The 26,382-nt window shown below is 70.9% G+C and carries 20 protein-coding genes; 9 read left to right on the top strand and 11 right to left on the bottom strand.

Annotated features, from left to right (window positions below):
* Position 1: 1 nt before the first annotated feature.
* From BM430_RS13215 to BM430_RS13200, 4 genes are all read left to right on the top strand, one after another.
* Positions 2-1,210 (top strand): acyl-CoA dehydrogenase family protein, encoded by a 1,209-nt coding sequence (locus BM430_RS13215; protein ID WP_093567829.1) that lies wholly within the window; start codon positions 2-4, stop codon positions 1,208-1,210.
* Positions 1,210-2,172: an amino acid--[acyl-carrier-protein] ligase gene (locus tag BM430_RS13210; protein ID WP_093567727.1), complete on the top strand. Its 963-nt coding sequence runs from the start codon at positions 1,210-1,212 to the stop codon at positions 2,170-2,172. Before BM430_RS13215 ends, BM430_RS13210 begins: the two co-directional genes overlap by 1 nt.
* A 7-nt stretch (positions 2,173-2,179) precedes the next feature.
* Complete coding sequence (locus BM430_RS13205) at positions 2,180-3,166, top strand: DUF1839 family protein (protein ID WP_093567726.1); 987 nt, start codon at positions 2,180-2,182, stop codon at positions 3,164-3,166.
* A gap of 362 nt (positions 3,167-3,528) precedes the next feature.
* Positions 3,529-5,958, top strand: coding sequence for a glycosyl hydrolase 2 galactose-binding domain-containing protein (locus tag BM430_RS13200; RefSeq protein WP_093567725.1), 2,430 nt, complete (start codon positions 3,529-3,531; stop codon positions 5,956-5,958).
* Between the two features lie 243 nt (positions 5,959-6,201).
* On the opposite strand, the gene BM430_RS13195 is transcribed toward BM430_RS13200, so the two are convergent.
* A complete protein-coding gene (locus BM430_RS13195; protein WP_093567724.1) occupies positions 6,202-8,514 on the bottom strand; it encodes a PAS domain S-box protein in 2,313 nt (770 codons plus the stop codon).
* Between the two features lie 77 nt (positions 8,515-8,591).
* Entirely contained in the window at positions 8,592-8,996 is a 405-nt protein-coding gene (locus BM430_RS13190) for a DUF1236 domain-containing protein (protein ID WP_093567723.1), read from the bottom strand.
* A 270-nt stretch (positions 8,997-9,266) separates the two neighbouring features.
* Between BM430_RS13190 and BM430_RS13185 the strand changes: the two genes are divergently transcribed.
* Entirely contained in the window at positions 9,267-10,358 is a 1,092-nt protein-coding gene (locus tag BM430_RS13185; protein WP_093567722.1) for a replication initiator protein A, read from the top strand.
* Between the two features lie 1,286 nt (positions 10,359-11,644).
* Here BM430_RS13185 and hutU read toward each other — a convergent pair.
* The 3 genes from hutU to hutI form a co-directional block, all read right to left on the bottom strand.
* A complete protein-coding gene (gene hutU, locus BM430_RS13180; RefSeq protein WP_093567721.1) occupies positions 11,645-13,309 on the bottom strand; it encodes a urocanate hydratase in 1,665 nt (554 codons plus the stop codon).
* Between the two features lie 243 nt (positions 13,310-13,552).
* A complete protein-coding gene (hutH, locus tag BM430_RS13175) occupies positions 13,553-15,088 on the bottom strand; it encodes a histidine ammonia-lyase (RefSeq protein ID WP_093567720.1) in 1,536 nt (511 codons plus the stop codon).
* Entirely contained in the window at positions 15,085-16,308 is a 1,224-nt protein-coding gene (gene hutI, locus BM430_RS13170; RefSeq protein WP_093567719.1) for an imidazolonepropionase, read from the bottom strand. Before hutI ends, hutH begins: the two co-directional genes overlap by 4 nt.
* Before the next feature lie 109 nt (positions 16,309-16,417).
* On the opposite strand from hutI, the gene BM430_RS13165 reads away from it, so the two are divergent.
* Positions 16,418-17,776: a formimidoylglutamate deiminase gene (locus tag BM430_RS13165; protein ID WP_093567718.1), complete on the top strand. Its 1,359-nt coding sequence runs from the start codon at positions 16,418-16,420 to the stop codon at positions 17,774-17,776.
* A gap of 311 nt (positions 17,777-18,087) precedes the next feature.
* Here BM430_RS13165 and BM430_RS13160 read toward each other — a convergent pair whose 3' ends face one another.
* The 4 genes from BM430_RS13160 to BM430_RS13145 all read right to left on the bottom strand — a co-directional run bounded on the left by BM430_RS13160 (position 18,088) and on the right by BM430_RS13145 (position 22,465).
* Positions 18,088-20,064: a PhoX family protein gene (locus tag BM430_RS13160; protein ID WP_093567717.1), complete on the bottom strand. Its 1,977-nt coding sequence runs from the start codon at positions 20,062-20,064 to the stop codon at positions 18,088-18,090.
* 75 nt (positions 20,065-20,139) lie between these two features.
* Positions 20,140-20,397: a hypothetical protein gene (locus BM430_RS34665; protein WP_093567716.1), complete on the bottom strand. Its 258-nt coding sequence runs from the start codon at positions 20,395-20,397 to the stop codon at positions 20,140-20,142.
* A gap of 312 nt (positions 20,398-20,709) precedes the next feature.
* Positions 20,710-21,690: an IS110 family RNA-guided transposase gene (locus BM430_RS13150; protein ID WP_093567715.1), complete on the bottom strand. Its 981-nt coding sequence runs from the start codon at positions 21,688-21,690 to the stop codon at positions 20,710-20,712.
* 451 nt (positions 21,691-22,141) lie between these two features.
* Positions 22,142-22,465: a hypothetical protein gene (locus BM430_RS13145; protein WP_093567714.1), complete on the bottom strand. Its 324-nt coding sequence runs from the start codon at positions 22,463-22,465 to the stop codon at positions 22,142-22,144.
* A 379-nt stretch (positions 22,466-22,844) separates the two neighbouring features.
* Here BM430_RS13145 and BM430_RS13140 point away from each other — a divergent pair, with 379 nt between their 5' ends.
* From BM430_RS13140 to BM430_RS13130, 3 genes are all read left to right on the top strand, one after another.
* Positions 22,845-24,281: a pyridoxal phosphate-dependent decarboxylase family protein gene (locus BM430_RS13140; protein ID WP_093567713.1), complete on the top strand. Its 1,437-nt coding sequence runs from the start codon at positions 22,845-22,847 to the stop codon at positions 24,279-24,281.
* Between the two features lie 72 nt (positions 24,282-24,353).
* Positions 24,354-24,632: a type II toxin-antitoxin system RelE/ParE family toxin gene (locus BM430_RS13135; protein ID WP_093567712.1), complete on the top strand. Its 279-nt coding sequence runs from the start codon at positions 24,354-24,356 to the stop codon at positions 24,630-24,632.
* Complete coding sequence (locus tag BM430_RS13130) at positions 24,632-24,940, top strand: HigA family addiction module antitoxin (RefSeq protein ID WP_093567711.1); 309 nt, start codon at positions 24,632-24,634, stop codon at positions 24,938-24,940. The genes BM430_RS13135 and BM430_RS13130 overlap by 1 nt, the downstream gene beginning before the upstream one ends.
* Before the next feature lie 9 nt (positions 24,941-24,949).
* Here the strand turns inward: BM430_RS13130 and BM430_RS13125 are convergent, their stop codons facing one another.
* Both BM430_RS13125 and BM430_RS13120 read right to left on the bottom strand, forming a co-directional pair.
* Positions 24,950-25,159: a hypothetical protein gene (locus BM430_RS13125; protein WP_093567710.1), complete on the bottom strand. Its 210-nt coding sequence runs from the start codon at positions 25,157-25,159 to the stop codon at positions 24,950-24,952.
* Between the two features lie 79 nt (positions 25,160-25,238).
* Positions 25,239-26,366 carry an aldo/keto reductase gene (locus BM430_RS13120; protein WP_093567709.1) on the bottom strand — a complete coding sequence of 376 codons (1,128 nt, stop codon included), beginning with the start codon at positions 26,364-26,366 and terminating at the stop codon, positions 25,239-25,241.
* Positions 26,367-26,382 lie beyond the last annotated feature (16 nt).

Raw genomic sequence — 26,382 nt, 5'->3', positions numbered from 1 at the left:
CATGCACGTCGAGGTCGCGGCGGCTCTGCCCGTCGCGGCACCTCCGGCCGGCGCCCTCGACGCGCGGGCCAAGCGGGTGGCCGAGATCGCGGCCCGCCATGCCGACGCGGTCGACCGCGAGGGCCGGTTTCCGGCCGAGGCGGTCGCGGCCCTCAAGGCCGAGCGCCTGTTCGGCATCCAGATCCCGCGCTCCCTGCGCGGGGAGGGGGCCTCGATGAGCGAGATCGCCGAGCTCTGCGCCATCCTCGGGCGCGCCTGCTCGGCCTCCGCGATGGTGTTCGCGATGCACCACATCAAGCTCGCGAGCCTCGTCACCCACGGCGTCGACAGCGCCTGGCATTGCGGGCTGATGGAGCGGATCGCCGACGAGCAGCTGCTCATCGCCTCCTCGACCACCGAGGCCGGCATCGGCGGCGACCTGCGCAACAGCCTCTGCGCCGTCGAGGCTGACGGCGACACCTTCCGCCTCACCAAGGAGGCGAGCGTCATCTCCTACGGCGCGCAGGCCGACCTGATCCTCGCCACCGCCCGCCGCCACCCCGAGGCCGCGACCTCCGACCAGGTGCTGGTGGCGCTCCTCGCCGACCAGATCACCCTGGAGCGCACCAGCGTGTGGGACACGCTCGGCATGCGCGGCACCTGCAGCGACGGCTTCCTGCTCAAGGCCGAGGGCCTGCCCCTCGTGCAGGTCCTGCAGAAGCCCTTCGCGGAGATCGCCGCGCAATCGATGCTCGCCGCCTCGCACCTGCTCTGGGGCAGCGTGTGGTTCGGGATTTCGAGCTACGCCGTCGACCGTGCCCGCGCCTTCGTGCAGGGCGAGGCGCGCAAGAAGCCGGGCCAGGTGCCACCCGGGGCGCTGCGCCTCGCCGAGGCCGCCAACGCACTCCAGGCGATGAAGAGCACGGTGGTCGCCGGGCTCGAGCGCTACGAGGCCGCCAAGGGCGACCCCGACGCTCTGAGCGCCATCGGCTTCTCGATCATGCTCAACAACGTCAAGACCACGGTCTCGGCCCAAGCCGTCGACATCGTGCAGCGTGCCCTCTCGGTGGTCGGCATCCTCGGCTACAAGAACGGCACCCCGTTCAGCCTCGGCCGGCAGCTGCGCGACGTCCTCTCGGCGCCGCTGATGATCAGCAACGACCGCATCCTCTCCAACACCGCCAACCTCCTGCTGGTGCAGAAGGGCAGCGGCAAGCTCCTGAGCGCGTGATGGACCAGAGCCTCTCCTCCGACCTCCTCCCGGCCCTCGACGACGAGACCGACGCGCCCGCGCCGCGCTCGTTCCTCGACCGGCTGTTCGACCGCGGCCTCCTGATCCGTACCGGGGTCGACGGCCTCTACGGCCGCTCCGGCGCCTTCGAGAGCGTGGTCGAGGCCCTCGACCGCCTCGTCTCGCGCATCGGCGGCGCCGACGGCGCCGAGGCCCTGCGCTTCCCGCCCGGCATGGCCCGCTCCAGCTTCGAGCGCAGCGGCTACCTCAAGGGCTTCCCGCACCTCGCCGGCACGGTGCACAGCTTCTGCGGCAACGAGGCCGACCACGCCCGGCTGCTCGCCTGCCTCGATGCCGACGAGGACTGGACCGCCAAGCAGGCTGCGACCGACATCGTCCTGACCCCGGCCGCCTGCTACCCACTCTACCCCGTCGCCGCAGCCCGCGGCCGGCTGCCGGCGGACGGCCTCCTGTTCGACCTGCAATCCTACTGCTTCCGGCACGAGCCCTCGCTGGAGCCGACCCGCATGCAGCTGTTCCGCATGCGCGAATATGTCCGCATGGGGACCCCTGAGCAGGTGCTGGCCTTCCGCGAGCTGTGGCTCGCGCGCGGCACCAAGATGATGAGCGACCTCGGCCTGCCACTCGCCATCGACCCGGCCAACGACCCGTTCTTCGGCCGCGCCGGCAAGATGCTGGCCAACAACCAGCGCGCCCAGGCGCTGAAGTTCGAGCTGAACGTGCCGGTCAACAGCGTCGAGAAGCCGACCGCCTGCCTCAGCTTCAACTACCACCAGGACCATTTCGGCTCGACCTGGGGCATCGACCAGGCCGACGGCTCCGTCGCCCACACCGCCTGCGTCGGCTTCGGGCTGGAGCGGATCACCCTCGCGCTCCTGCGCCATCACGGCCTCGACCTCGACGCCTGGCCGGCGAGCGTCCGCGACCAGCTCTTCGGCTGAGGCGGCGATGTCGGCCGCCCTCGCCCTGTCTCTTGAGAAGCCGCGGACGTCTCCGTCCGCGGCCCCCCATCTCCCGCACGCGCTCCACGCCGCCGACCGGACCTGGCCGGAGACGAACTGCTACGTCGACCTCTGGATCGAGCTCCTGCACCTGCGGGGGCTCGCGCCCGAGGCGATGCTGGGCTTCACCCTGCGGCAGGCTTTCGAGGGCGACCAGTTCACCTTCTTCAAGCCGAAGGCCGCCGACCTTGAGGCGCTCTACGGTCTGGAGATCCTGGAGCTGGCGCTCTACGAGACCCTGGAGGGCCACAGCCTGGTCCAGGCGGCGCGGGGCCTGCCGGTGCTCGTCGAGGTCGACGCCTTCTACCTGCCGGACACCGCCGGCACCACCTACGGCCGCGAGGCCTCGAAGACCACGATCGCGATCCTCTCCCTCGACCCGGAGACGCGGTTCCTCGACTACCTCCACAATGCCGGGCGCTTCCAGCTCCACGGCGCCGATTACGACGGGATCTTCGCGAAGGGCCGCCTCCTGCCCTACGCCGAGTTCGTGAAGCCGTGCGGCCCGGCCCTGACCGGATCCGCGCTGGCGGACGCCGCCCTGGCGCTGCTGCGGCGCCACCGCGCCCACGCTCCCGAGCGCAACCCGGTCACCGCCTTCCGCGAGACCCTGGCGGGCAAGCCCGACGCCTTCGTGCAGCGCCCGCTCTCGGCCTTCCACTCCTACGCCTTCAACACCACCCGCCAGCTCGGGGCCAATTTCGAGCTGCTGGGCAGCCACCTCGCCTGGCTGACGGCGCAGGGGGCGGGGCCATTCGGGGAGGCGGCGGAGGCGGCGACGCGATTGGGGCAGGAGGCCAAGGCGTTCCAGTTCCAGCTCGCCCGCGCCTTCGCCCGCGGCAAGCTCGCGGGGCTGCCGGAGCGTCTGGCGGCGGCCGAGGCGACCTATGCGGCGGTGTTCGCGGCGCTCGACCGGGCGCTCGCGGCGGGTTGACAGATTGTCCGCATGATCTGTTCGACTTCAGAATGAAGCGCGTCCCCCTCTCCCGTGTGGGAGAGGGGTTAGGGGTGAGGGTGGCTCGGCTTCCGCAATGACCCTGAACCGTGGAGCTGAGCCGCGGAACAGTTCAGTCTTCCTGCGGCACCGTCTCCACCCTCACCCCTACCCCTCTCCCACACGGGAGAGGGGATCCCGCGCTCTACTTGTTCGGAATAGATCAAGCGAACCCGGCGGCCATTTGGTCGAAAAATGCTCAAGCGACGTCGTCGACTTTCCGATCCCACCCACGACCTCATCCCGAGGTCGTGGGTGGGATATTTTTGACCCATTCCCATCACACAGGCACCGACACCAGCATGGCCCTTCTGCGGACCGTCGACCGGACCCTCGACGGTCCGTGGGAGATGATCGTGATCGCCCCCGGTGCCTGCGCCGGTCCCGGCGACCTCGACGGCCTCTCGGGCTTCCTCCCCGCCCCGGTGCCCGGCACCGCCGCCGGGGCGCTGCGCGCCGCCGGCCAATGGTCGGACCGCGAGCCGACGCCGCTGCACGGCTCCGACATCTGGTACCGCACGCCGCTCTCGGGAGCGGGCCGCGAGATCCTGCGCTTCGAGGGGCTGGCGACGCTCTGCGAGGTCTGGCTCGACGGTCATCTCCTCCTCACCTCGCGCTCGATGTTCCTCGCCCACGAGGTCGCGGTCGGTCTCGACGGCCACCACACGCTCGCGCTGGCGTTCCGCTCGCTGGCGCAGGACCTCGCCCGGCCGCACAAGCGCGGCCGCTGGCGTCCCCAGCTCGCCACGCCCGGATCGCTGCGCCACGCCCGCACCACGCTGCTCGGCTTCATGCCCGGCTGGTGCCCGAGCGTCGACGCCGTCGGCCCGTACCGGCCGATCACCCGGAGAGGGGAGGGGGGTCGGCCGACCGGGATCGACCTGCGGGCGCGCGTCGAGGACGGGACCGGGATCCTCGACCTCGCCGTGAGCCTGCCCGGGGCCGGCGGCCCCGTGACGCTCCGCTGCGACGGCCGCGAGACCTTGCTGGCCGAGACCGCGCCCGGCCGGTACGCGGGCCGGCTCGCCCTGCCGGACGTCGCCCTGTGGTGGCCGCACAGCCACGGCGAGCCGCGGCTGCACGCCGTCTCGGTCGAGGCCGGGGGCGAGACCTTCGATTTCGGCCGGGTCGGGTTCCGCACCATCACGCAGCTGCGCCCCTTCGCGGAGGGCCTGAGCCTCGCGGTCAACGGCGTGCCGGTCTTCTGCCGCGGCGCCTGCTGGACCTCGGCCGACCTCGTCGGTCTCCCGGGCGACCGCGCGTCGTACGCCCCGCTGCTCGCGCTCGCCGCCGAGGCCGGCATGACCATGCTGCGGGTCGGCGGCACGATGCTGTACGAGGCGCAAGCCTTCCACGACCTCTGCGACGAGCTCGGCATCCTGGTCTGGCAGGACCTGATGCTGGCGAATTTTGACTACCCGACCGACGATCCCGCCTTCCGCACGGCGCTTGAATCCGAGATCGCGCAGCTCCTCGACCGGTTGCAAGCCTCGCCCTCGCTCTGCGTCGTCGGCGGCGGCAGCGAGGTCGAGCAGCAGGCGGCCATGCTCGGCTTTCCCGAATCGGCCTGGCGGGCCACGGCGGTGGAGGCGATGCTGCGCGAGGCCGCGGCCGCGCGCCGGCCCGACCTCATCGTGGTACCGAACTCGCCCTCGGGCGGCGACCTGCCGTTCTCCACGAATGCCGGCGTGACCCATTATTACGGCGTCGGCGCCTATGGCCGGCCGTTCGAGGATGCGCGCCGGGCCGAGGTGCGCTTCGCCTCCGAGTGCCTGGCCTTCGCCAACGTGCCCGAACCCGTCTCCCTGCACGAGGCGGGCCTGAGCGATCCGCGCGATCCCGCCTGGGCCCGCGGCGTGCCGCGCGACCGCGGCGCCGACTGGGATTTCGAGGGCGTGCGCGACCATTACGTCGGCGCCCTCTACCGCGTCGATCCGGAAACCGTGCGCCGCGACGATCCGGAGCGCTACCTGACCCTGGGACGGGCCGCGGTCGCGGAGGTGATGGAGACGACCTTCGCCGAATGGCGCCGCGCCGGCTCGCTCACCGCCGGCGGCCTGGTCTGGCTCTGGCGCGACCTCGCGCCGGGGGCGGGCTGGGGCGTGATCGACGTGGCCGGGCGGCCGAAATCGGCCTGGTACGCCCTCAAGCGCGCCTTCCGGCCGGTCCAGGCCCTGCTCTCGGACGAGGGGCTGAACGGCCTCCACGCCCACGTGGTGAACGAGACCGCCGAGGCCCTCGACGTCACCCTGGCGCTCACCTTCGCCACCGCCGCCGGCAAGGTCGCCGCCCGGGCGGAGCGGGCCCTGTCGCTCGCACCCCGCGGGACGATCACCCTGTCCTCGGCCGCCCTGCTCGGCCGCTTCTTCGACGCGACCGCATCCTACCGCTTCGGCCCGGCGGCACACGACCTCGCGCATCTGCGGCTCGTGCGCGCCGACGGGACGCTCCTGGCCGAGGCATTCCATTTCCCGGCCGGCCGGGACGCGACGCCGCGGGAGATCGGCCTCTCCGCCGCCCTCACCGAGGACCGGGACGGCGCCGTGCTGCGGGTGGCGGCGGAGCGGCACGCGCTCGGCGTGCACGTGGCGCTCGACGGCGAAGGGCGCCCGTCCGACAACTGGTTCCATCTGGCGCCGGGGGGAGAGCGCCACCTCAGGCTCAGCGGGACGGCGGGGCGGCCGAGCGGGGTGGTGCGGGCGGTGAACGGGAGCGAGGTGGTGCGGTTCTGAGAGACCACACGATCTCGTGTCACGTGAGTGACTCCAGGACGTACACCGACCACTCTCCACGTCATCCCGGGGCTCGACGCAGTCGAGAACCCGGGATCCATAACCGCTGACGCCGAAGAACCGAGAGATATGCGTCCCGCTTCGTCCTCGACCGTCGGCGGTTATGGATCCCGGGTTCCGCTGCGCGGCCCCGGAATGACCCGGAGGGTGTGAATCCCGGTGGGGCAACCGCACCCGCGTCCCTCACTCCCCCCGCCGCAGCTCCGCCAGCGGCGCCGTCAGCGTGCACACCACCCCCTCGGGCGGGTAATGCGTGGCGACCTCGCCGTCGACGGTGCCGGCCAGCCCCCGTTCGATCAGGCGCGACCCGAACCCCCTGGCGGTCGGCGGCGTCACCGGCGGACCGCCATGCTCCTGCCAGCGCAGGGCCAGGACCGGCGCGCCCGCGCCGCCGACCGTCCAGTCGAGGGTGACGTAGCCCTCCGGCACGCGCAGGGCCCCGTACTTGACCGCGTTGGTGGCGAGCTCGTGCGTCATCAGGGCGAGGGAGAGGGCCGCCGGCGCTCCGCACGGCACCGGGGGCCCAGTCAGCCGGAAGCGGCCGGGCCGGCCGTCGTCGTGGATGGCGAGCGCGCCCGCGAGCACCGCCCGCAAGTCGGCGCTCTCGCCCTCGCCGGTGAGCAGGATGTCGTGCGCCTTGCCCAAAGCCACCAGCCGGGCCACCAGCGCCTCGCGGGCGGCCGCCGGGTCGGTGGCATTGCGCAGGGTCTGCACCGCGATGGCCTGCACCATCGCCAGGGTGTTCTTGAGCCGGTGGCTCAGCTCGCGGTTGAGGATCTCCTGCTGCGCCTCCGCCGCCTTGCGGGCCGAGATGTCGTGGCTCACCGCCGCGAAGCCCTCGAAGGCGCCGCCGGGTCCGCGCAGCGGAAACAGGCTGTAGCGCACCGGCGTGACGGCCCCGGTGGCGAGGTTGCGCAGGCGGAACTCGCCGCTCCAGCTCCCGCCGGCCCGGATGGCGGGCAGGATCGTTCCTTGCGCGAAGGGCAGGTCGTCGGGCGGGAAGAAATCGGTCAGGCGCGCCCCCGGCGCCGCGTCGTCGCCCAGCCCCACCAGGGTCCGGCCGGCCGGATTGACGTAATCGATGACCCCGTCGGCATCCGCGATGGCGATGAAGTCGCTCGACTGCTCGGCGACGAGGGCGAGGCGGCGGAGCGCCGCCTCGGATTCGCGCTGCTCGGTCACGTCGAGGAAGACCGTCACCGCCGCGCGGATCGTCCCGTCCTCGTCCCGCACCGGGCTGCTCGAGACTTCGAGCAGGCGAAGCGCCCCGGTCGCGGCGTGGCGGTAGCGCATCGCCTCGGCGGTCACCATCGCGCCATCCCGCAGGGCGCGCAGGGAGGGGTACTCGTCGGGGGCGTAAGGCTGCCCGTCGGCGTGCACGGCGCAGAAGGATTCGTAGCGGGAGAGCCCGGCCTCGCCGAGGGCGTGGCCGAGGATCGCCTCGGCCTGGGCGTTGATCAGGTTCGGCGCCCCCGGGCCGAGGCCGGCCACCGAGATGCCGACCGGCGCCTGCCGAAAGACCGCTTCGAGCAGGCCGCGCTCCAGGTCGAGCCGGCGCTCGGAGTCGCGCCGCTCGGCCTCGGCGCGCCGGCGCTCGGTGAGGTCGAGCATGGCGCCGATCATCCGCACCGCCCGGCCGGCCTCGTCGCGGATCACCGAGCCGCGGTCGAAGACGTGGGCGAACGTGCCGTCGGCGCGCCGGAAGCGGTACTCGTCGCGCCACGCCGTCCCGGTCCCGTCGATGACGGCGTGGATCGAGGCATCGATCCGGGCGCGGTCGTCGGGATGGATGTGGTCGATCCACCACGCGCCGGTCGGCACGACATCGGCGAGCGGGTGGCCGTAGGCCGCCTCCAGCGCCTCGTTCCAGAGCACGTGGTCGGTGGCGAAATCCCAGTCCCAGATCGCGTCGCTCGTCGCCTGCGCCGCCCGGCGGTAGCGCTCCTCGGTGGCCCGCGCCACGCGCAGGGCCGCCTCCTGCTCGGCATTCGCCCGGCGGAGCGCCAGCTGGCCCATCACCTGGCGCGCCAGCGCCCGCAGGTCGTCGGCCTCGCTCGGCGTGAGGCCCTCCGGCCGCGGGACGTAGTCGATCACGCAGAGCGTGCCGAGCACGTGGCCCTCGGGCGTGCGCAGGGGCGCCCCGGCATAGAACCGGATGCCGGGCTCGGCGGTGACGAGCGGGTTGTCGCGGGTGCGGGGATCCCGGGTCAGGTCCGGGATGACGAGGAGCGAATCCGGCTGCGCCAGGGCGTGGGCGCAGACCGAGCGGCCGAGATCGGTCTGCGGCAGCGGAAAGCCCGTCCGGGCCTTGAACCATTGCCGGGTGCCGGCGACGAGGCTCACCAGCGCGATCGGCGCGTCGCAGAGCCGGCCCGCCAGGCGCACGACGTCGTCGAACCCCCGCTCGGGCAGGGTGTCGAGGATCGCGTAGGAGTCGAGCGCGGCGAGGCGATCGGGATCGCACAGGGCGGTCGGCGGATCGGGAGGGCGTGACATCGCGGGCCGGGGAGGGTGACCCCGGCTCTTAGCCCGAATACGCCCCTCGCGTCACGGACGATCGCGCGCCGCACATCTCAATCGATCACCTCGACGACGCGGCGCGTGCCCGGCTCGACCAGGACCGGGTGGTCGTTGACGATGGTGTAGTTGAACCCCTTGAGGGCGAATTCGGGCGGCACGTCGTAGTAGACCACGCCCTCGGGCGGCAGCACCGTGCCGACGCGCAGAGGCCCCTCGTGGCGGAAGGACGGGCGGTGCTCGCCGGCGGCGTAGATGCGGAAGCGCTCGCGCCGGTCGATGCCCAGGATGCTGTTGGCCGTGCCGACCGCGGCGCCGATGGCGCCCCCCACCACCGCGCCGACCGGCCCGGCGATCGCCTCGCCCCGCGCCGCGCCGTCCTGCGCCCCGCGGGCGGTGCCCTGGGCGTGGGCAGCGGCGACGCCGGTGGCGAGGAGGAGGGCGGCGAGGGCGAGGCGCATGGCGGAGTCTCGAAAAGGCAGCTTGGCTGTTGCGGGAGAACGGCGGGCCGGCGGCGGAGGTTCCGGGGCCGGATTCTCGGATTCGACGTTAACCGCGATTGAAGAGGATTGGGGACGAGATCCGAAAACCCTGTTCCGTCCACGATTTGGAAGGCGGGCGGCCCCTAGCGTCGGCGCCATGAGAGCGATGCGGAACGACGGGACGGCAGGGGGCGGCACGGCGCGGGGACGGGCCTGCATGCCGGCCAGGGACGCGACACGGGCGTGACGATGAGCCATCGGCGCAACGACCAGATCGACATGGTGGTGCCCTTCGTGCACTTCCGCGACCAGCGGGAGACGATGGAGCGGCCGTTCTTCTCGATCGCCAAACAGAAGCGCCTGAAGGAGATCGACTACACGAGCCCCGACGGCTCGGTCTGGGTGCGGGTGCTGCCGAACCAGGCCTACGGCATGGCGACGATCTGGGACGCCGACATCCTGATCTGGGCCGCCTCGACGATCTGCGAGATGAAGAAGCGCGGCCGCAACGACATCCCGCGCAAGCTCCACTTCATGCCCTACGACCTCCTGAAGGGGATCGGCCGCGAGACCGGCGGGCGGCAGTACAAGCTCCTGCGCGACGCGCTGTTTCGCCTGCAATCGACCTCGGTGCGCACCAACATCCGGGCCGAGAAGGCCAAGCGCAAGGAGCGCCAGTTCAGCTGGATCGACGCGTTCGACGACACGATCGACGAGGAGACCAATGCCAGCCGCGGCATGTCGATCACCCTGTCGGACTGGTTCTACGAGGGCGTGCTGATGGATGGCGGCGTGCTCGCCATCGACCCGGCCTATTTCGGTATCACCGGCGGGCGCGAGCGCTGGCTCTACCGCATCGCCCGCAAGCATGCCGGCGGGGCGGGGGAGGGGGGTTTCGCCATCAGCCTGCCGACCCTGTTCGAGAAGTCGGGTGCGGAAGGCACCTACCGCCGGTTCAAGTTCGAGATCGCCAAGATCGCCAAGGCGGACGAGCTGCCGGGCTTCGTCCTGCGCATTGAGGAGAAGGAGCGCGGCGAGCCGCACCTGCGGATGATCCGCCGCGACCTCGTCACCGGCGAGGGGCTGATCGAGGCGAGCCCGAAGCCCAAATCCGGCTCCACACGCACCCGCAAGCCGAAGGCCGCGTCCGTGCTGCCGCTCTTCCGTCATCTCTCCGACGAGACGATCGCGCTCTGCCGCAAGGCCCATCCGGGTTGGGACGTGTACGGGCTGAAGACCGAGTTCGACCACTGGCTCGAGGGCGACGCGACCCGCGAGCCGAAGCACTACGAGAGCGCCTTCCTGGGGTTCGCAGAGCGCTTCGTGCGCGACGCCCATTGATCCACAGGCCCGCCCGTTCCCGATGTACGGGGGAGACGGTGAGCGGCAGGAACGGCCCCGAGGGGAAATCCCCGGAATCCCTGTGAATGACTCAGGTCGAGTCGGCACTTCGGGAACGCTGCGGGGTCGGAACGGCACTTCGGGAACGCCCACCGTGCGATCGGGAACGCCGGCACGGTACTTCGGGGACAGGAGGCGCGGTACTTCGGGGACGAATCCTCGGTACTTCGGGAACGGCCCACCCGTATTAAGCATTTGGGCGAGTTCCAGGAATCGCCGCCGCCCGAGCGCCTAAATCGATAAAGATTCCTGTAACACTCTAAGCGGTGCATTCTGGGGAAAAGTCGGATGGCGAGTCCGACCCCGAGTCGGGGACGGCAATCGCGAGTCGAGACGGGGTCCACAGGGCACCCACAGGAGTCCACCGGACTCTCCGGAACGAATCACCCCGCCACGGCATCTGTCGAACGGGAGCGAGCAAGCTGGACTCGACTCGCGGAAGCTTTCCTGTGGGACTCTCCGGGGTGGAGGATCGGGATCTCGACTCGTCTGACCTCGCATCGTACGAGCGGATTCAGGGGGTCGATGGGATCGGACGGCGATGCGCATGGGCGGGAGATCGAGGGGTCTCGCCAGGGTGAAGCGTTCGTGAAGTACGCCCCGGCGGTCGGCGGCAAGTCGGATCGATGATCGAGAGGCGCGGCGGAGCGGGGGATGGATTGACCGTCATGATCCCGGTTCACGGACGACCGCCTGCGCGATGCCCGGGGTTGGCGGGACGGGCGCGATGCCACGCGGACGTATATCGGGAACAGCGGGGAGAACGATCGATCGGCGCGGAGGGTTGTGCACGGTCTCCCCGCAATCCCGGAGGCTGCCGGTGTGGACGAGGTGGGCGCAGGAGGAGCGATGTCGGGTCGGCGGCGAGTGAATTCGAGGTCCCGCGGATCTCGCCGCCCGGAAGCCTCCTGAAGCAATCGAAGCAGGCGGACACCAAGTTCCTGAAGTACGTCGAGCAGGGTGCGGACAGCTCCTCCAAAACGATGGAGCTACGCCAACACCAGTTCCTTGGTTATCTCGGAAAACTGGCACATGGATCGACATCCCTCGGCGTCATCCCGGGGCTCGCCGAAGGCGAGAACCCGGGATCCATAACCGCTGACGGTGCAGAATTCGCTCAAGGTGTTCCGCTTCGTCCTGAGGCGTCGGCGGTTATGGATCCCGGGTTCCGCTGCGCGGCCCCGGGATGACAGAGAGGGCTTGGACCGGTCCAATTGCAAGGGCGCTCAGCCGAGCGACGGTAGATCCAACCCGTGCTCCCGGGCGCAAGCCACCGCATCCTCGTAGCCGGCATCGGCGTGGCGCATCACGCCGGTGGCGGGATCGTTCCACAGCACCCGCTCCAGGCGCCGGTCCGCGGCCTCGCTGCCGTCGCAGACGATCACCATGCCGGCATGCTGCGAGAAGCCCATCCCGACCCCGCCGCCATGGTGCAGCGACACCCAGGTGGCGCCCGACGCGGTGTTGAGGAGGGCGTTGAGGAGCGGCCAGTCGGAGACGGCGTCGGAACCGTCGCGCATCGCCTCCGTCTCGCGGTTCGGCGAGGCGACCGAGCCGGAATCGAGGTGGTCGCGGCCGATGACGATCGGGGCCTTCAGCTCGCCCTTGCGCACCATCTCGTTGAAGGCGAGGCCGAGGCGGTGGCGGTCGCCGAGGCCGACCCAGCAGATCCGCGCCGGCAGGCCCTGGAACCGGATTTTTTCCCGCGCCATGTCGAGCCAGCGGTGGAGGTGATGGTTGTCGGGCAGAAGCTCCTTCACCTTGGCGTCGGTGCGGTAGATGTCCTCGGGATCGCCCGAGAGGGCGCACCAGCGGAACGGCCCGACGCCGCGGCAGAAGAGCGGGCGGATATAGGCCGGCACGAAGCCTGGGAAGGCGAAGGCGTCCTCGACGCCCTCTTCCAGCGCCATCTGGCGGATGTTGTTGCCGTAATCGACCACCGGCACGCCGGCGCGGTGGAAATCGAGCATCGCCCGCACGTGCACAGCCATCGAGCGTTTCGCCGCCGCGGCCACGGCAGCGGGGTCGGTCTCGCGCTTGGCCTCCCACTCGCCGACCGTCCAGCCCGCCGGCAGGTAACCGTTGACGGGGTCGTGGGCCGAGGTCTGGTCGGTGACGCAGTCGGGGCGCACGCCGCGGGCGTAGAGCTCTGCGAAGATCTCGGCCGCATTGCCCAGCAGCGCGACCGAGCGCGGCGTCTTGGTGCGACAGGATTCCTCGATCAGTTCCAGGGCATGGTCGAGGTCGCGGGCTTGGACGTCGACGTAACCGGTGCGCAACCGGAACTCGATGCGCGAGGCCTGCGCCTCGACGGCGAGGCACGAGGCGCCCGCCATGGTGGCCGCGAGCGTCTGGGCGCCGCCCATGCCGCCGAGGCCCGCGGTGAGAATCCAGCGGCCCGACAGGTCGCCGGCATAGTGCTGGCGCCCCATCTCGACGAAGGTCTCGTAGGTGCCCTGCACGATGCCCTGGCTGCCGATGTAGATCCAGGAGCCGGCCGTCATCTGGCCGTACATCATCAGGCCCTTGCGATCGAGCTCGTGGAAATGCTCCCAGGTCGCCCAGTGCGGCACGAGATTCGAGTTCGCGATCAGCACGCGGGGGGCATCCGCGTGGGTGCGGAACACCCCGACCGGCTTGCCCGATTGCACCAGCAGGGTCTGGTCGTCGTCGAGATCGCGCAGCGCCGCCACGATGCGGTCGAAGCTCGCCCAGTCCCGCGCCGCCCGGCCGATGCCGCCATAGACCACCAGCTCGCCCGGCCGCTCGGCGACGTCGGGATCGAGGTTGTTCATCAGCATCCGGAGCGGGGCCTCGGTGAGCCAGCTCTTGGCAGTGAGGTCCGGGCCGTGGGGCGCGCGGACGATGCGGGCGTTGTCGATGCGGGTCATGGGCGGGGGCTCCGGGTAGGAGGAAGTCTTTGTTTCAACGAGCAGAATTGAAGTCCTCCATCGTCATCCCGGGGCCGCGAAAGCGGAACCCGGGATCCATAACCGCTGACGGTCGAGGACGAGTCGGAACGCGTATCGCCCGATTCTTCGGCGTCAGCGGTTATGGATCCCGGGTTCTCGCCTACGGCGAGCCCCGGGATGACGCGGAGGGTGTCGGATCTGCCGGGTGACTCAGGCGAAGCGTCAGCCGAGAACCGGCAGCGGCACGCCGTCCACCGCCGCGACCAGGCTCCCGTCCCGCACCAGCGCCAAAGCCGCCGCGATGTCCGGATGGAAATGCCGGTCCTCGTCGAGATGCGGCACCTCCGCCCTCAGCCGCGCCCGCACCGCCTCCAAAGCCGGGCTGGAGGTGAGCGGCGCGTGGAAGTCGCAGCCCTGCGCGGCGGCCAGCACCTCGATCGCCACCACCGCGGCGGCGTTCTCGGCCATCGGCATCAGGCGGCGGGCGCCGTGGGCGGCCATCGAGACGTGGTCCTCCTGGTTGGCGGAGGTCGGGATCGAATCGACGCTCGCCGGCATCGCCCGCTGCTTGTTCTCGGAGACGAGCGCCGCGGCGGTCACCTGCGGGATCATGAAGCCGGAATTCAGCCCCGGCTTCGGCGTCAGGAAGGCCGGCAGGCCCGACAGGGCCGGATCGACCAGCATGGCGATGCGCCGCTCGGACAGGGAGCCGATCTCGCACAAAGCCATGGCGATCATGTCGGCGGCAAACGCCACCGGCTCGGCGTGGAAGTTGCCGCCCGACAGGGCCTCGTCGGTCTCGGGGAAGATGAGGGGATTGTCGGAGACGCCGTTCGCTTCCGTGGCGAGCGTCTCGGCGGCCTGGCGCAGGAGGTCGAGGCAGGCGCCCATCACCTGCGGCTGGCAGCGCAGGCAGTAGGGATCCTGCACCCGCTCGTCGCCGACGAGGTGCGAGGCCCGGATGGCGCTGCCGGCCATGAGCGCCCGGAGCGACGCGGCGGTCTCGATCTGGCCGCGGTGGCGGCGAAGCAGGTGGATGCGCGGATCGAACGGCGCATCCGAGCCCCGCGCCGCGTCGGTGGCGAGCGCCCCGGCGACGAGGGCCGTGCGCAGCAGGATCTCGGCCTCGAACAGGCCGGCGAGCGCGTTGGCGGTCGAGAACTGAGTGCCGTTGAGGAGCGCCAGGCCCTCCTTCGGCCCGAGCGAGGCCGGCGCGAGCCCGGCCGCGGCCAGGGCCTCGGCGGCGGGCAGGCGGCCTTGCGGGGTATCCGCCTCGCCGACGCCGATCATCACCGCGGCCATGTGGGCGAGCGGCGCGAGGTCGCCCGAGGCGCCGACCGAGCCCTGGCACGGCACCACCGGGATCACGTCGCGGTCGAGCATCGCCCCGAGCAGGTCGAGGGTCGCGGGCTGCACGCCCGAGGCGCCTTGCGCGAGGCTCGCGAGCTTGAGCGCCAGCATCAGCCGCACCACCGGCACGGGGCTCGGCTCGCCGACGCCGGCGGCGTGGGAGAGCACGATGTTGCGCTGGAGCGTCGCGAGATCCGCGGCGTCGATCCGCACGCTCGCGAGTTTTCCGAATCCGGTATTGATGCCGTAGACCGGCTCGCCCCGGGCGAGGATGCGGGCGACCGCCGCCGCGCTCTCGGCGACGACCGGGGCGCAGGCGGGATCGAGGACGGCCGGAGCGCCGCGATAGATCGCGCGCCAGCCGGCGAGCGGCACCGCGCCCGGCACCAGGGTGATCGTCTCGGTCATCGTGTCCCCCGGATGCGGGCGTGGAGCGGGTTGAAGCCCATGCGGTAGACGAGCTCGGCCGGCCGCTCGACCGACCACACCGCGAGGTCGGCGCGCTTGCCGATCTCCAAGGTGCCGACCTCGGACAGGATCCCGAGGGCGCGGGCGGCCTCGCGGGTGGTGCCGGCGAGGCACTCGTCGACGGTGAGGCGGAACAGGGTGGCGGCCATGTTCATGGCGAGCAGCAGCGAGGTCAGCGGCGAGGTGCCGGGATTGGCATCCGTCGCGACCGCGATTCTCACGCCGTGCCGGCGGAAGAGTGCCACCGGCGGCAGCCTGGTCTCGCGGATGAAGTAGTAGGCGCCCGGCAGCAGCACCGCGACGGTGCCGCTCCGCGCCATGGCGGCGGCGCCGGCTTCGTCGGTGTGTTCGAGGTGGTCGGCCGAGAGGGCGTGGTAGCGCGCGGCGAGCGCGGCACCGCCGAGATTCGAGAGCTGGTCGGCGTGGAGCTTCACCGGCAGGCTTAAAGCCCGCGCCCGGTCGAACACCCGGGCGACTTGGTCGGGCGAGAAGGCGATGCCCTCGCAGAACGCATCGACCGCATCGACCAGCCCTTCTGCTGTCAGCGCCGGCAGCATCGTGTCGGCGACCTCCGCGATGAACGCGTCCTTGTCGCCGCCGGCCTCCAGCGGCAGGGCGTGGGCGCCGAGGAAGGTGGTGTGGATGCCGACCGGCCGCATCTGCCCGAGCCGCCGGGCCGCGCGCAGCGCCTTGCGCTCGCTGGCGAGATCGAGGCCGTAGCCCGACTTCACCTCGACCGTGGTGACGCCCTCCGCGATCAGCGCGTCGAGCCGCGGCAGGGTCTGGCGCACGAGGTCGTCCTCGCTCGCCGCTCGCAGGGCCCCGACCGAGGAGACGATGCCGCCGCCGGCCCGCGCCACCTCCTCGTAGGAGGCCCCGGCGAGACGCAGCTCGAATTCGTGCGCCCGGTCGCCGGCCCAGACGAGATGGGTGTGGCAGTCGATCAGCCCCGGGGTGATCCAGCGGCCCTCGCCGTCGATCACCTCCGCGCCGGCGAGCGCCGCGCCCGGCAGGTCGGCCTCGGGGCCGGCGAACAGGATGCGGCCGCCGCGGATCGCGAGCGCGGCACCCTCCACCGCGCCGAGGCCGGGGAGGCCGCTCGCGAAAGTGGCGAGCCGGACGTTGCGCCAGACCTGCGGCACGCCTTCACTCCCGCTCATACGCGTCTCCTCCGTGATTCGCCGCATATGTATAGACATGAGCGATGTGCTTTGTATAGACATGATGGCACGCGCAGGAGCGCGACAGGCCCATGCAGGAGACGCGCCGATGACCGTATTGCACGCAGCGCAAGGTCTCACGCCCACGGGCTGGCAGGCCGATCTCCGGCTCACCCTGGAGGCGGGCCGGTTCGCCGCCGTCGAGGCCGGCCGGAGGCCTGAGCCGGGCGACACGCGGGTGGCTTTGCTGGTGCCGGGCCTGCCGAACCTGCACAGCCACGCCTTCCAGCGCGGCATGGCGGGGCTCGCCGAGCGGCGGGGGCCGTCCTCCGACACGTTCTGGACCTGGCGCGAGACGATGTACCGCTTCGCCCTGCGGATGAGCCCGGACGAGGCCGAGGCGGTGGCCGCACAGGCCTATGTCGAGATGCTCGAATCCGGCTTCACCCGGGTCGGCGAGTTCCACTACCTGCACCACGCGCTGGACGGCCGACCCTATGCCAACGTCGCCGAGATGGCGGAGCGGATCGCCGCCGCCGCGTCGCTCACCGGGCTTCGCCTGTCGCTGCTGCCGGTTCTCTACCGCTGGTCGAATTTCGGCGGGCTCGCGCCGAACGAGGGCCAGCGTCGCTTCATCAGCGACCTCGACCTGTTCGCCCGCCTCGTCGACGAGTCCCGCGCCGCTCTGGCGGCTCTTCCCGGGGCGACGCTCGGCGTCGCGCCCCACAGCCTGCGGGCGGTGACGCCGGAGGACCTCTCCGCCGCGGTGGCGCTCGCGGGCAGCGGTCCGATCCACATCCACGCCGCCGAGCAGGTGCGGGAGGTGGAGGAGTGCGAGGCCTGGTCCGGCGCCCGGCCGGTGCAGTGGCTCCTCGACCAAGCCGGGCTCGATTCCCGCTGGTGCCTGATCCACGCCACCCACATGACCGCCGACGAGACGGTTCGGTTCGCGCGGAGCGGCGCCGTCGCGGGCCTGTGCCCGGTGACCGAGGCGAGCCTCGGCGACGGCATCTTCCCCGCTCCCGGCTTCGTCGCGGCCGGCGGGCGCTACGGGGTGGGGACCGATTCGAACGTGCTGGTCGGTGCCGCCGACGAATTGCGCCAGCTCGAATACGCCCAGCGCCTCGGCAACCGGCAGCGCAACGTGCTCGCCGCGCCCGGCGCCTCGACCGGCCGGGCGCTGTTCGAGGCCGGCCTCGCCGGCGGCACCCAGGCGCTCGACGCGGAAGCGGGGGGGCTCGCCGCCGGGGCGCCGGCCGACTGCGTGGCGCTCGCCGGGGCGGACCCGGCCCTGATCGAGCGACGCGGCGACGCCGTCCTCGACGGCTGGATCTTCGCCGCCGGCTCGCGGGCGGTGGACGCGGTGTGGGTGGACGGCCGCCAGGTGGTCGCGGGCGGGCGGCACGTCGCCAGGGAGGCGGTGGCGGCGCGCTATGCGGGGGTGCTGCGGCGGTTGATGGCGGAGTGAAGCGTTGTTAACGCTTCCAACTCACTCAGCTATCCCAAGTCGGGCGCCTCTCCCCTCTCCAGGTGAGGCCGGCTTGCCCAGTATCGCTCAAGGTGTGGGAGAGGGGCCGTGGGGATCGAAGATCCCGCGTGAGGGTGCCACGCCTCCGTGTAGAGCGCCGGCCGTCGTGCTGGCAGCGTCACGCTCAGTGCTTGATCCTGAAACGGAGCACCCTCGCGCGAGCTTCGATCGCCCCCATCCCTCTCCCACAAGGCCGTCGCCACACGGGAGAGGGTTCGTGCCGTCGCGCGCGCTTCGAGGGGGATAGGGCTTTACGTCCCCACCTTCCCCCCACCCCTCTTCGTGATCGCCACCACCGCCGGGCGCGGCGGCAGGGCGGGGTCGAAATCGGGCCAGCGGGTCGCCGGACTCTCGAAGGTCGCGGGCTGGGCGTTCGGATCCTCCTCGTCGGCCTCGCCGGGATGCTGCACGGCGACGAAGAAGGTCGTGTCGTCGGGGGTGAAGTAGGGGCCGCACATCTCGGCCCCCAGCGGCACCTGGAAGAAGTGCTTGGCAGTGCCGCGGCCGGGCCCCTGCGTCTCCATCGCCCAGATGCCGTCGGTGCGGCCGGTCTTCGAGGGCGAGTTGCCGTCGGTCGAGACCCAGAGCCGGCCCTGGCCGTCGACGGCGCAACTGTCCGGCATGCCGAACCAGCCGTCCTTCGTCGTCGCCGACGAGAAGGTGGCGCCCACCGCCGCGACCGCGGGATCGCCGCAGCGCACCAGCACCTCCCAGGCGAAGCGGTCAGCCGCGAAGTCGCCGCCCTCGGGCGAGAGCTCGACGATGTGGCCGAAGCGGTTGTCCGGCCGCGGGTTCGCCGCGTCGACCTGGTCGGCCTTGCGGCGGACGTTGTTGGTCAGCATCACGTAGACCTTGCCGGTCTTCGGGTTGGCCTCGACGTCCTCCGGCCGGTCCATCTTGGTGGCGCCGAGGAGGTCGGCGGCCCGACGGGTCTCGATCAGCACGTCGGCCTGGTCGCGAAACCCGTTCTCCGGCGTCAGCGGGCCCTGCCCGAACACCACCGGCAGCCAGGTGCCGCGCCCGTCGGTGTCGAAGCGGGCGACCGACAGGGTGCCGTGGTCGAGGATGTCGCGGTTGGCTGACCTGTCGCCCGGGTTCACCGGATCCCGCGTGACGAAGCGGTAGACGTAGTCGAAGCGCTCGTCGTCGCCCTGGAACACGACGTAGCGGCCGTCACCCGCCATCGCGCCGGCGGCGCCCTCGTGCTTGAAGCGGCCCATGGCGGTGCGCTTCACCGGCACGCTCTTGGGGTCGAACGGATCGATCTCGACCACCCAGCCGAAGCGGTTCGGCTCGTTCGGCTCCTTCCCGAGGTCGAAGCGCTCGTGGAAGCGGGCCCAGCCGTAGAGGTTGCCCGGCAGGCCGAGGCGCTTGTGATTGCGTGCTTCCGCCGAGCCCTCGGGGAGCCGGCCCTGGAAGTAGTAGTTGACGTTCTCCTCGCAGGTCAGCCACGTGCCCCAGGGCGTGACGCCGCCGGCGCAGTTGTTGAGCATGCCGAGGACCTGGGTTCCGTGCGGGTCGGCGCTCGTGCGCAGGCGGTCCGCGCCGGCGGCGGGGCCGGCGATCCGCATCGGGGTCGAGGCGGTGATGCGGCGGGCGTAAGCGGAATCCGGCACCACACGCCAGCGCCCGCCCTCGCGCTTCACCTCGATCACCGAGCCGCCATGGGCCGCCATCTCGATGTCGACGAGGTCGCGGCTCATGCCGGCGAAGGCCGCCTTGCCATCCTGCCGGCCGAGGCCGGGAAACATCAGCTCCTCGTTCGTGTACTCGTGGTTGACGACGAGGAGGCCGTGGCCGGCGGGGTCGTCCGTGCCGGGCAGGGGGAAGAAGCCGAGGAAGTCGTTGTTGTAGCCGAATTGCTGCGCTTGCGCGGCGGCCGACTGCCTGGGCGGGTCGAAGGCCGGCGCGCCGGGCAGGACCGGATCGCCCCAGCGGATCAGCACCTCGGCGTCGTGGCCCTCGGCCACGTGGTGGCGCTCGTCGGCGCCGGCCGGCAGCTCGCGGAACGGGAAGGTCTCGGGCTGAGCCGCGGCGACGGCCCGGGGCGCCAGCGTCGCCGAGATCGCCGCGACCGCCAAGCTTCCCGCCAATCCGCCGCGCAGGATCTCGCGCCGGTCGAAGCGCCGGGCCACGACCTCGCCGAGGGTCGGGTTCGGGCTCGGGTTCGAGCCGGCATCCTCGGCCGCCTCGGCCTGCTGCGATCGGTTCAGCGACGGCTGTCTCATCGGGTCCCCTCGGCGCTCCATCTCGGATCAAACCGGACGCTTACCCTGGGGACAATGGCGGGCGGATGACAACGCTCAGCGATGCGTCCGCCGGCGAGCCGGCAGCACCCGCACGGATCCGGTGGTCTCGGGTGCGAACCACGGCGCCGGCTGGTCCTGCGGGCGGGTCTCGGCGAGCGAGCGGGAGGTGGCGTAGGGGTTGGTGACGTAGCTGCTCATGAAGGCGCCGCCGGCAGGCTCGCGGTCGCCGCCATTGGCGAGGGCCGGGACGGACAGGGCGAGGACGGGCAGGGCGACGAGGGCGGCGGCCGCCGCGGGGACGAAGCGGGTCATGACGTCGGGTCTCCGGCCGCCCTGCGATCCCGGCGTCTCACGCGGGCGCGGCGGGATGCAGGCGGCGTGGGAGAGATATGGGCCTAGCCCGTCCGGTCTCGCGTGCGCCGGCGCACCGGATCGATGGGTTGGGTGGCAGGGTCGGTTGAGGGGCCGCTGTGATGCGACGCTTCAACGCCAGCGTTGCAAATTGCGTCCACATCACGCGACAGGACAAATGCCCTGCGGCATTGGCCCTTCCTCCCGCGGCCTTATCCTGAGAGGCCCCGACATGCGCGGGCTGACTGACGTGAAACCCTCCATGTCATCAACTCAGTTCGCGACAGCAGCGAGAGCAATTTTTGCCTCCTCGGCGTAGGCGTCACGCAGGCGAGCGTTGGCGATGACGAGAAGGCGTCGCATGATGGCGACGATGGCGACGATCGGCGGTTTGCCGGCCTTGAGGAGGCGCTGGTAGGCCTCCTTGAGGACGGGATTGAAGCGGGCGGCGGTCTGGGCCGGGAGGAAGAGGGCCTGCTTGACCTCGGGCCGTCCGCCCTTGGTGCGGCGGTAGCGCTCGGTGGCGCCGCTCTGGTTGGGATGCGGGGCGAGGCCAGCCAGCGAGGTGATCTGGCGCCGGTCGAGGCGGCCGAGCTCGGGGAGCAGGGCGAGCAGGATGATGGTGGTGGTGTTGCCGATGCCCTTGATCGAGGTCAGCGCCTTCCTGGCCCTCTTGAGCGCGGCGGCCTCGCTCAGCGTCCTGGCCATCGCCTCGTCGAGAGCCTCGATCTGCTCGGAGAGGGCGGTGATGAGGGTTTCCAGCTGGGCGTGGACGAGGGTGGATCCCGGGGCGGCCAGACGATTGCGGTAGGCGGTGCGGGTGGCCACGAAGTCGGCGCGGGTGAGCACCAGGGTCTGGAGGTTTTCGCGAGCGGGGTCAGGGGCTTGCCAGCGGGGCAGCGAGGCGTGGCGCTCCTGGCCGTAGGCCGCCAGGGCCTTGGCGTCGAGGGCGTCGGTCTTGGCCAGGGTGCCGTAGGAGCGGATGAACGCCTTGACCTTGCGAGCATCGGCGCGGTGGGCGGGGCATTCGGCGGCCAGAAGGGCAGCCAGCAGGGTGTCCTCGTAGCCGCCGGTGGCCTCGCAGACGACGAGGCAGGTGGCGTCGAGGTCGGCCTTTGCGGCGAAGGCGGCGAGATCCTTGGGTTTGTTGGGGATGGTGTGGCGGGCGTTGCCGCGCGTGTCGTGGATGACGATCTCGGCTTTGCCGACGTCGGCACCGATGAAGCGGGTGGGTGCAGTGGCGGGTTGGGTCATCCGGGTCTATCCTGAAGCCGCTTGGGATTGTCTGCGGGCGTCGAGGAGAGGCCCAGGCAACTCATCAAGCGTGGCGAGGAACGCGGACCGGCGAGCCAGATGACGACGGGCGCGAGCCCCATCCCGGGACGCTCGCCGGTCCGCGCCCGGTCCGGATGGCCATCCGGACCGGGCATCCCGCCGAGGCGGAACGGGATCACCTTACAACCGAACCAACAGACAATCCCGGGGCTCGACGCAGTCGAGAACCCGGGATCCATAAACGCTGAGGTCGGAGAATAGAGCGACTCGCGTTCCACTCTATCCTGGACCGTCGGCGGTTATGGATCCCGGGTTCCGCTGTGCGGCCCCGGGATGACGCAGAGGGTTTCGCGTCGGTCGGCGAACTCGACCAGGCTCCTGCTCAACCGACGGACCGCGGCGCAGATCGGACCGGCTTTGCGCCGCCGCCTCACGGCAGCAGGTGCGCGTCCAGCCATGGAGGCGGGGCCGGGCGCGGCAGACGGCGGGCGATCCAGTCGACCACCGCGTCGGGCGTGTCGAAGAGCGGGGCGCGGGCGAGCGCCTTGCCGGGGCCATAGGTCTCCGCCACGTGCCACTTGTGGCGGTGCTCCGGCGCGGCGGTACCGGGCTGCAGGCGGACCAGCAGCGAGACCGGCTGGTCGCCGAGATAGATCAGGCAGCCATCCTGGTCGGCGCCCTCACGGCCCTGCACGCGCACATGGTGCTGGGTCAGCGTGCCGGCCGGTCTCGTCTGGGTGCCTCGCCCGAACATCGCGCTCCTCTCGTCGTCCTCTTATGAGCTAACAGGGCGGGTTAAGAAGCAGCGAAGCGAATCACGACGATTCGCGAGACCGACGGGTGTTTTCGCGGTATTCCTCGCAACCTTGCGTTCTCAGGCTGTCGCGACCGGCGACTGCAACCATAATTTGGTTAAACAACCGTAAATAGCGCCCGCTTGATTGATCGTGGCACGTCGTCGCCGTGCGCTCAAGCGGGCCGGCTCCGGAGAGCGACTGCCGGATCCGGTGTCGTCCCGGTCGTGGCCGGCATCTCGATTGCGTGACCTGCGGGGGGGGCGGGGAGGCGCATCCCGCGAAACCTGCTAAACACCCGCCCGGGCACCGGAAAGCCGGGCCGGCGGGAGGACGGGCATGGACGACGAGACGTTTCGGGCCTGGGCGCACCGGGCTGCCGACTGGTCGGTGGATTACCTGGCGGGCGTCGGCGAGCGGCCGGTGCGGGCGCAGGTAACGCCGGGCGAGATTTTCCGCCAGCTCCCGGCGGAGCCCCCGGCCGCGGGCGAGCCGATGGAGCGGATCTTCTCCGACCTCGACCGGGTGGTGATGCCGGGCATGACCCACTGGCAGCACCCGCGCTTCTTCGCCTACTTCCCGGCCAATGCGAGCCCGCCCTCCCTGGTGGCGGAGTTCGTCACCGCGGCGCTCGCGGCGCAGTGCATGCTCTGGCAGACCTCGCCGGCGGCGACCGAGCTCGAGACCCGGGTGATGGACTGGCTGCGCCGGATGATCGGCCTGCCCGAGGGTTTCTCGGGCGTGATCCAGGATTCGGCCTCGGGCGCCACCCTCGCGGCCCTCCTCACCGCCCGGGAGCGGGCGCTCGGCTTCACCGGCAACGCCAACGGGCTCGCCGGCGGGCCGGTGTTGCGGGTCTACGCCTCGGCGCAGGTGCATTCCTCGGTCGACAAGGCGGTCCGCATCGCCGGCTACGGCGACGCCAACCTGGTGCGGATCCCGGTCTCAGGGTCCCTCCACGGCATGGATCCGGAGGCCCTCGACGCGGCGATCCGGGCCGACCGGGAGGCGGGCTTGAAGCCCGCCGCGATCGTCGCCTGCCTCGGTGGCACCAGCATCGGCGCCTGCGACCCGATCGAGGCGGTGGCCGCGGTGGCGCGCCGGTACGACGTCTTCCTCCACGTCGACGCCGCCTGGGCCGGCAGCGCGATGATCTGCCCCGAATTCCGCGACCTGATGCGGGGGGCGGAACACGCCGACAGCCTGGTGTTCAACCCGCACAAGTGGCTGTTCACCCATTTCGACTGCTCGGCCCACTTCATCCGCGACCCGAAGGCGCTGACCGACACGCTCGGCATCCGTCCGCCCTTCCTGCGCACACTCGGCCAGGACGGCTTCGTCGACTACAACGAGTGGTCGATCCCCCTCGGACGCCGCTTCCGGGCGCTGAAGCTGTGGTTCGTGATCCGCCACTACGGCGTCGAGGGCCTGCGGGGCATGATCCGCGACCACGTCGCCTGGGCACGCGAGCTCGCCGGGCTGATCGCGCAGGAGCCCGACTTCGAGCTGACGACCGACCCGATCCTGTCGCTGTTCACCTTCCGCTACGCCCCTGCCGGTGCAGGCACCGGTGCGGGCGCCGGCGACCTCGATGCGCTGAACGCCCGCCTCGTCGAGCGCATCAACGACGACGGCCGCACCTACCTGACCCAGACCCGCCACGAGAACCGCTTCGTCATCCGCTTCCAGGTCGGCCAGACCACGACGACGCGGGAGGACGTGATGATCGCGTGGGACGCGGTGCGGGAGATCGCGGCGGGGTTGCGGGTGGGGTGAGGCAGGACATGCGCTAGCTCAATCTGTAAGGCACTGCTTGACAATGTCAGCCATCGCCTTACATATGAGATCATGATTCGCTCGTTCAGCCACAAGGGGCTCCGGCTGTTTGCCGAGACGGGCGACACCAGGAAGCTCAGCGTCGAGAACACAAACCGCGTCCGCCGCATCTTGGTTCAGCTTGAGGCAGCAACGAGCCCGGAAGACATGAATCTGCCGGGTTATCGTTTCCACGGACTCAGTGGCAGCCGAAAAGGCACCTATGCCGTCAACGCCAGCGGGAACTATCGGATCACGTTCCGCTGGGATGCTCCCGACGCAATCGACGTCGATCTCGAGGATTATCACTGATGAGCGGCAATCCCCTGCTCGCCGGTCTCGCACCGACCCATCCAGGCGAGATCCTGCGCGAGGACATCCTCCCGGCCGTGAACCTGCCGAAGACCGAGATTGCCCGCCGGCTCGGGATCTCGCGTCAGACTCTCTACGACCTGATCGAGGAGCGCCAGCCGGTCACGCCCGCCATGGCCTTGCGCCTCGGCAGGCTGTTCGGCAACGCTCCCGAATTCTGGGCTAACCTCCAGCGCGACCACGACCTTCGCATACTGGAGGTGCGCATGGCCAGCGAGCTGGCCGCCATCGAGCCGATCGCCGCCTGAGCGGCCGGTTCACGACGTCGGCGGGCAGCGCAGGACCGCTTCCACCTCCTCGCGCGACTTGCCCCGCACCGCGTAGCCCATCGCCTCAAAGCGCTCGATCAGCGACGGGCTGTCCTCGGCCGTGCAGGCGGCCCAGGCGGCGAGGCGCTCGTTCATCGTGTGCAACTCGGCGGACGGGTTGCGGGGCGGGGCGGTGTCGCTCGCGGGGGTGTCGCTCATGGAACGGCCTCGTGCCGGCGTGAAGACGAGTGTCAACGCGCCGGCTGCCGTCATGGTTGTGTCTTAAATGCTCGCCGCCTCACTCCATGGTGGGCGCGAGTTTCTTCACCCCCGGCACGTCCTCGCCGAGCCAGGCGGCGTTCTTGGCGGTGCCGTCGAAGGTCGCGCTGGTCTTGAACAGCTCGTACTTGCCCTCGAGCGCGTAGGGCCGGCTGCGATTGAGCAGTTCCGCCACCGTCGCCTTGTCCATCGGCGTGAAGGTCTTCACCGCCTCGAAGGCCTGGTCGAGGTCGCGCTGGTTCTGGATGCCGGTGATCACCACCGTTGTCTGCAGGTTGAGCGAGAAGTGCAGGTACTCGATCGGCTTGATCGGCGCATCGCTCTTCAGGATCACCCCGTCGCCGAAGGTCTTCATCGCGAGCGCCGCGATGCCGTTCTGGACGAGGTAGGGCAGCACGAGATGGCCGAAGCTGCGGAAATGCGCGTCCATCACGTTGATCGGCATCTGCACCGAATCGAAGTGGAAGCCGCGCTCGGCCGCCACTTCGAGCATCTGCAGGTGGATGCGCGGGTCCTTGTGGCCGGTGAAGCCGATATAGCGCAGCTTGCCCGCCTTCTTCGCCTCCACGAACGCCTCCATGGCGCCGCCCTCGGCGAAGACCCGGTCGGGATCGTCGTAGCGCAGGATCTCGTGGTGCTGGACGAGGTCGATCCGATCGGTGCGCAGGCGGCGCAGCGACTGGTCGATCTGCTTCATCGCCTCCTGCTTGGTCCGCCCGTCCATCTTGGACATCAGGAAGACCTTGTTGCGGTAGCCGTTCTGCTCGAGGGCGATGCCCATCCGCTCCTCGGAGCGGCCCTCGTTGTAGTCCCAGCAATTGTCCATGAAGGTGATGCCGCGGTCGACGCCTTCATGGATCAGCCGGGTCGCCTCGGCGTCGGTCACCGCGCTCTTGCCGAGGTGGAAGCCGCCCATGCCGATGACGGAGATCTTCTCGCCCGTCCGGCCGAAGGGCCGGTAGAGCATCTCGCCCCGGCGCTCGCCGGGATCGGTGACGAAGGGCAGGTCGGCGGGATCGCTCGGCCGGGTTCCGGGCAGGGGACCGGAGCTGGGAGGGGGCGGATTGGTCACGGCCGCCCCCGCTTGGCTGGTGACGGCGAGACCGGCCCCGAGGGCCGCGCCCTGCAGGAAGCTGCGACGTTCCATGGCGTTTCTCCGTGCT

Source organism: Methylobacterium sp. 174MFSha1.1 (assembly GCF_900116815.1).
Classification (GTDB): domain Bacteria; phylum Pseudomonadota; class Alphaproteobacteria; order Rhizobiales; family Beijerinckiaceae; genus Methylobacterium.
The sequence above is the reverse complement of the archived record's forward strand: the minus strand, read 5'-3'. Positions and strand labels throughout refer to the sequence as shown.

Excerpts from the sequence above, each read along its gene's own strand:
- BM430_RS13215 (WP_093567829.1), top strand. The coding sequence starts at position 2 with ATGCACGTCGAGGTCGCGGCGGCTCTGCCCGTCGCGGCACCTCCGGCC.
- BM430_RS13210 (WP_093567727.1), top strand. The coding sequence starts at position 1,210 with ATGGACCAGAGCCTCTCCTCCGACCTCCTCCCGGCCCTCGACGACGAG.
- BM430_RS13205 (WP_093567726.1), top strand. The coding sequence starts at position 2,180 with ATGTCGGCCGCCCTCGCCCTGTCTCTTGAGAAGCCGCGGACGTCTCCG.
- BM430_RS13200 (WP_093567725.1), top strand. The coding sequence starts at position 3,529 with ATGGCCCTTCTGCGGACCGTCGACCGGACCCTCGACGGTCCGTGGGAG.
- BM430_RS13195 (WP_093567724.1), bottom strand. The coding sequence starts at position 8,514 with ATGTCACGCCCTCCCGATCCGCCGACCGCCCTGTGCGATCCCGATCGC.
- BM430_RS13190 (WP_093567723.1), bottom strand. The coding sequence starts at position 8,996 with ATGCGCCTCGCCCTCGCCGCCCTCCTCCTCGCCACCGGCGTCGCCGCT.
- BM430_RS13185 (WP_093567722.1), top strand. The coding sequence starts at position 9,267 with ATGAGCCATCGGCGCAACGACCAGATCGACATGGTGGTGCCCTTCGTG.
- hutU (WP_093567721.1), bottom strand. The coding sequence starts at position 13,309 with ATGACCCGCATCGACAACGCCCGCATCGTCCGCGCGCCCCACGGCCCG.
- hutH (WP_093567720.1), bottom strand. The coding sequence starts at position 15,088 with ATGACCGAGACGATCACCCTGGTGCCGGGCGCGGTGCCGCTCGCCGGC.
- hutI (WP_093567719.1), bottom strand. The coding sequence starts at position 16,308 with ATGAGCGGGAGTGAAGGCGTGCCGCAGGTCTGGCGCAACGTCCGGCTC.
- BM430_RS13165 (WP_093567718.1), top strand. The coding sequence starts at position 16,418 with ATGACCGTATTGCACGCAGCGCAAGGTCTCACGCCCACGGGCTGGCAG.
- BM430_RS13160 (WP_093567717.1), bottom strand. The coding sequence starts at position 20,064 with ATGAGACAGCCGTCGCTGAACCGATCGCAGCAGGCCGAGGCGGCCGAG.
- BM430_RS34665 (WP_093567716.1), bottom strand. The coding sequence starts at position 20,397 with ATGACCCGCTTCGTCCCCGCGGCGGCCGCCGCCCTCGTCGCCCTGCCC.
- BM430_RS13150 (WP_093567715.1), bottom strand. The coding sequence starts at position 21,690 with ATGACCCAACCCGCCACTGCACCCACCCGCTTCATCGGTGCCGACGTC.
- BM430_RS13145 (WP_093567714.1), bottom strand. The coding sequence starts at position 22,465 with ATGTTCGGGCGAGGCACCCAGACGAGACCGGCCGGCACGCTGACCCAG.
- BM430_RS13140 (WP_093567713.1), top strand. The coding sequence starts at position 22,845 with ATGGACGACGAGACGTTTCGGGCCTGGGCGCACCGGGCTGCCGACTGG.
- BM430_RS13135 (WP_093567712.1), top strand. The coding sequence starts at position 24,354 with ATGATTCGCTCGTTCAGCCACAAGGGGCTCCGGCTGTTTGCCGAGACG.
- BM430_RS13130 (WP_093567711.1), top strand. The coding sequence starts at position 24,632 with ATGAGCGGCAATCCCCTGCTCGCCGGTCTCGCACCGACCCATCCAGGC.
- BM430_RS13125 (WP_093567710.1), bottom strand. The coding sequence starts at position 25,159 with ATGAGCGACACCCCCGCGAGCGACACCGCCCCGCCCCGCAACCCGTCC.
- BM430_RS13120 (WP_093567709.1), bottom strand. The coding sequence starts at position 26,366 with ATGGAACGTCGCAGCTTCCTGCAGGGCGCGGCCCTCGGGGCCGGTCTC.